We start from the raw sequence: 4,184 nt of genomic DNA on the forward strand, positions 1-4,184 counted from the left end.
GTCGAAGGAGGAGGACCAGATCGTCACGATCCAGCGCTTCTCGGAACTGCGCGGCCGCAGGGTCGCCCTGGTCGGCTCGGCCCAGCTGCTGGGTCGCCAGCTGGACCGGGCGCTGCAATACAAGATGGAGCTGGTCGACGTCGAGACCGACGGCAAGGCCTTCGACATGGTCCGCAACGGCAGCGTGGCGGCAGTCTTCTCGGTGAGCGGCTGGCCGAGCGGCACGCTCAAGAATCTCAAGCAKGACTCGGGCCTGACCCTGGTGCCCTTCGACGTGCAGACGCCGAGCCCCCAGATGAACGTGCGCACGCTCAACTACCGCGGCCTGGGGGTGTACAACAACAACGCGCTGGCGATCCCGAACGTCCTCTTCACGCGGCCCTTCAAGGGCGACAAGGCGGGAGAGGTGGCCAAGCTCAAGGCTTGCCTGGCGGGCAAGCTGGGCGAGCTCCAGGAGGGCTCGTTCGAGCCGGGGTGGAACGAGATCAAGGACACCGGCAACACCTACGACGTGCCGCGGTTCGGGACGGCATCGCCGCAGCGGCCGGTGACCGAAGTCAGCGGGGTGAAGAAGAAGGGCTGACGGGGGAGCGATCCGCAAGGTTCAGGGCCTGCTTGGCCATGCGGACATCGCAGCGACCATGATCTACACCCATGTGCTGCGGCTTGGGGGCGCAGCCGTGCGAAGCCCGATCGATTCGATGAACCTCCTGGCGCAATGCGCAGTCACCAGTGAAGGGCCGGAAAGCTGCCGCGTGCGAATGACAGCCTTGTGGCCGCGTGCAGYCAGTTAGCAGTTGGGCCGATCGCAACGCCGCCGACCCCAAGCGGTCGGGCGACAGGATCGAGATCGGCGGCCCGAAACCGGACGCCCAGACTGACAGCGGCCGAGGAGTTGCCGCCCTGCTTGTACTATCTTCACGATGGCACATCGCGCTTGGATCGTCGACTCCGTAGGTGCACCGACTTTCGATCGACTGGTAGACGGGCTTACAGGCTCGGAGCTCCAGTCCCTTCTGCTCGAAGTGATGCACGCGCGCGCGTTGGCGCGCAGCGCGAAGGACCTTGTGGCTCAGTACGGCCGCGATCCCTTCTGTGTGCCGGCACCCGTCGACCTGCGCGAGATGCTGGCCATCGACAGCCACCTGTTGGCAGCCGCTGAGCGCTTCGAGGCGGTCGAACTCTCGCCGGTCGCGCCTATGGGAACCTGCTCGGTCGTCGGCCCGACTCATCAGAATCGCGTCCTCTCGGCTTTGCGGGCAACGGAAGTCGTATCGGACCCGACGAACGTTCTGGCGCTGGAGTGTGCGCTGCGGCTGCGGGCGCGTCCGGAGGTGGATCTCCACCTCGCCACGAGCCAGCGTGTCGTTCGCGCACAACCGGTTCCAAAACAGCCGGGATATGCCCAGCACTTTCGCCTGTTCGTTCTTGGGAGCGCGGGCATCGAGCGCAAGGAACACGCCTTCACGATCGAGACGGTCGCCCTGCATGTGCGCACGATCCTCGCGGGCCTTACCCGGCTTGAGCAACAGGGGTACGCCCTGGGCCGGCGACGCGTGGAAATCCTCGCGTCCCCCGAGAGGCAGGGCCTTGGCGACCACCTCGCCGAACTCCTGGCTGCTGACCGCCAGACGTTGGAGCATCCCTACTACTCAGGCGGACTGCGCTACCGAATTTGGGTGACCGGGCCCGACGGAGAGGAACTACCGCTCGCGGACGGTGGAGCCTTCGACTGGCTGAGCCAGCTCGCTGCCAATCGGCGCGCCGTCTTCATCGGAAGCGGACTGGGTTCGCAGTTGATCGCGCTGCGACTTGGACTCAAGCCATCGGCCTGAACACCTGAACAGACCTCACGGCTTGCGCACGGCATGCCGATCGTGGTCGCTCCAGCGTCAATGCAAATCCTAAGAATCGACCGTCGCCGCAGACCGCTCCTGGCCGCAACTCGCCCTCGTCTCCTTCATCACGCGCACCAAAGGCACAAGACTCCGGGCCTCGCCTCGATCCCCACCTTGCGCATCAGTGGCCAGCGCCGGCGGACCGTCGCGCGCGATTTCAGGACCCAAGAAGGAGAATGCCTGACCATGAACTTCGTCGTATCGAATCAGACCTGGCTCAAGATCGGTGTCGCCGCAGGCACGGTCGCGTTCGCGGCCGGCACGATCGGCCTGTTGTGGAATTCGGGCTCAGCACCAGACCTGACGGCTCAAGCGATGTCCGTGGCCGCAGCAGCGATATTGGCCTGGCTGACCCACATCGGCGTTCAGCTGGCGCGGTTCTTCAACCACACGCTCCTCGTCAACGACGACCATGTCGTGGTCCAACTCGGCGCCGCCTCCAGGACTCTCCATTGGAGCGCCCTGCAGGTCTCGGTCCGTCAACGCATCCAGACTGTCGAGCTTCGAGACACGACGGGGCAACTGGTCTATGCCGTTGACTGGTATGCAACGAACGCCCGCAAGCTCATCGGGCATCTCGACGCCCTGGGCCGCCACAAGCGCTGACCCCTCCACGTYCAGCATGGCTCGACTCATGCCTCGCCGAAAGGCTCTGCGTCCCGACGGCTACGCGGAGCGGCATTGCCTGTTGATTCAGTACTGGCTTCCAGGGTTGCCGCACTGCTACGTCCTTTGCCACGAGACTGCCCGAGCGCCGGCCTGCGCGACAGAGCGAGCCGAGGTCTTCGGGTTCTTCTTGTCTCAGGCCCAGCATCTGGCCGATGAGGCAGTAGGCGATTCGGAGGCCTTCCTGCTTGTCTATGGTGGCGCGTCCATCCGCAAGCGTGCAGGCCTTCATGCACATCTGTTCATTGTTCAGTCGCGCTGGCAGAAGGCTTTGGCCTATTCGGTTCTCGCCGCCAGGAACATTCTCTTGGCCGCGTGGCTTTCCGTCAGGCCTGGCCCCTCTTCACCAACCAAAGCCCCAATTCCTCTGTCGCGGGAATAGCTGAATCTCACGAACTGGTCACCTGACATTGTTGGACGGTGCCGAGGCTGCACACCGGGGTCAACCCTCTCCCTATCTTGCAAACCGCAACGGATCACTGCGGTGGTTAACCAATCTGGTGCGTCTCGACCACTAACCCGTCTCTAGGATGCACGCGCGTGCCCTTGCTTCATCCGGCACGCGCATAACAAGCATTTGGAGACAGCATGTACAAGAAATGGGGCACTTCGGCGCTCGCACTGGCCAGTTCGCTGTTCGCCGCATCCGTCGCGCATGCCGTGGAGAGCGTGCCTTCTTCGTCGAAGGACACCGGCGTTGCCAGTGAAAGCTTGCGCACCATCGATGGCCAGCGCTTCCGCTTCGTGAAGCACGTCGATGCCGGTGGCAACACCCGCGAAGCCATCTACGACGCCAACGGCAAGCGCGTGCCAGCGTCCGCCCTGCCCCGCCGGGCTCGGCCGCTGATCGAAGCGCCGCTGTCGCAAGCGTTGGCGCAATCGGATCGCGGCCGGACAGTCGCCGTGCAAGTGGCGCTGAACCTGCCCGGTCGCGAGCCTGAGCCCGCCTCCAGCGGCGAAGGAACGGAATACGCGGGCCAGTGGCAGGAAGGGACCGTTGACGGCCGCTCCTTGTCGGCCACCGACATGCAGGCCCTGTCGCAGCAACAGCAGGCCGATCACGCTGCGCGGCACGCCGCGCAGCAGGAGCGTCGACGCGCAGCCGTTCTGCGCTGGGCACAGGCCCATGGCTGGCACCAGCAGCCGGGCGTCGCAGAAGCCTTGCGCAGCGGCCGCAGCAGCGTCGTGCTGCAGCTCACGCCCGCCCAAGTGCGGAAGTTGGCTGCCGGCACCGATCGGATGGTGGCTGGCATCGGCCTGGCCGAGGACGCGCGAGACGACGACCTGGACAGCGCGATGGCCGCCACCAGCATCAGCACCGCAGCGCTGCCCCACAGCGCGACCCGCGGCAAGGGCATCGGCATCTTCCAGACGGAAACGGGCTGCGCGAGCCCGTCGAAGATCAGCAACTACACACGGCTGGCGGGCAGCGATAGCGAACACGCGCTCAACGTGGGATCGATCGTGCGCGCCGTGTCACCGGACTCGTACCTGTACTGCCGCTCACCGGTAACGCTGCCCTACAGCAGCGATCTCGACGGCGTTGATGGCCATCCTGCCATCAAGATCATCACGCGGTCCAACAGCAGCGACGACAGCACCTCTTACAGCTCCACGGAC

General features: G+C 65.1%; 4 protein-coding genes. All 4 read left to right on the forward strand.

Annotated features, from left to right (window positions below; all coding sequences use genetic code 11):
• A partial coding sequence (locus AC1DYI_RS28285; protein WP_477207452.1) for a TAXI family TRAP transporter solute-binding subunit occupies window positions 1–583 on the forward strand: 583 nt, incomplete at its 5' end.
• 340 nt (window positions 584–923) lie between these two features.
• Window positions 924–1,835, forward strand: a complete 912-nt coding sequence (locus AC1DYI_RS28290) for a hypothetical protein (RefSeq protein WP_477207453.1) — start codon at window positions 924–926, stop codon at window positions 1,833–1,835.
• 177 nt (window positions 1,836–2,012) lie between these two features.
• Window positions 2,013–2,504 carry a hypothetical protein gene (locus tag AC1DYI_RS28295; protein ID WP_477207454.1) on the forward strand — a complete coding sequence of 164 codons (492 nt, stop codon included), beginning with the start codon at window positions 2,013–2,015 and terminating at the stop codon, window positions 2,502–2,504.
• Between the two features lie 648 nt (window positions 2,505–3,152).
• Window positions 3,153–4,184, forward strand: a 1,032-nt coding sequence (locus AC1DYI_RS28300; protein ID WP_477207455.1) for a hypothetical protein, incomplete at its 3' end; no start/stop codon positions are given.

It is taken from the genome of Ideonella sp. P3_A4 (assembly GCF_056403075.1).

Coding starts and splice junctions, on each gene's coding strand:
- AC1DYI_RS28290 (WP_477207453.1), top strand. CDS start 924: ATGGCACATCGCGCTTGGATCGTCGACTCCGTAGGTGCACCGACTTTC.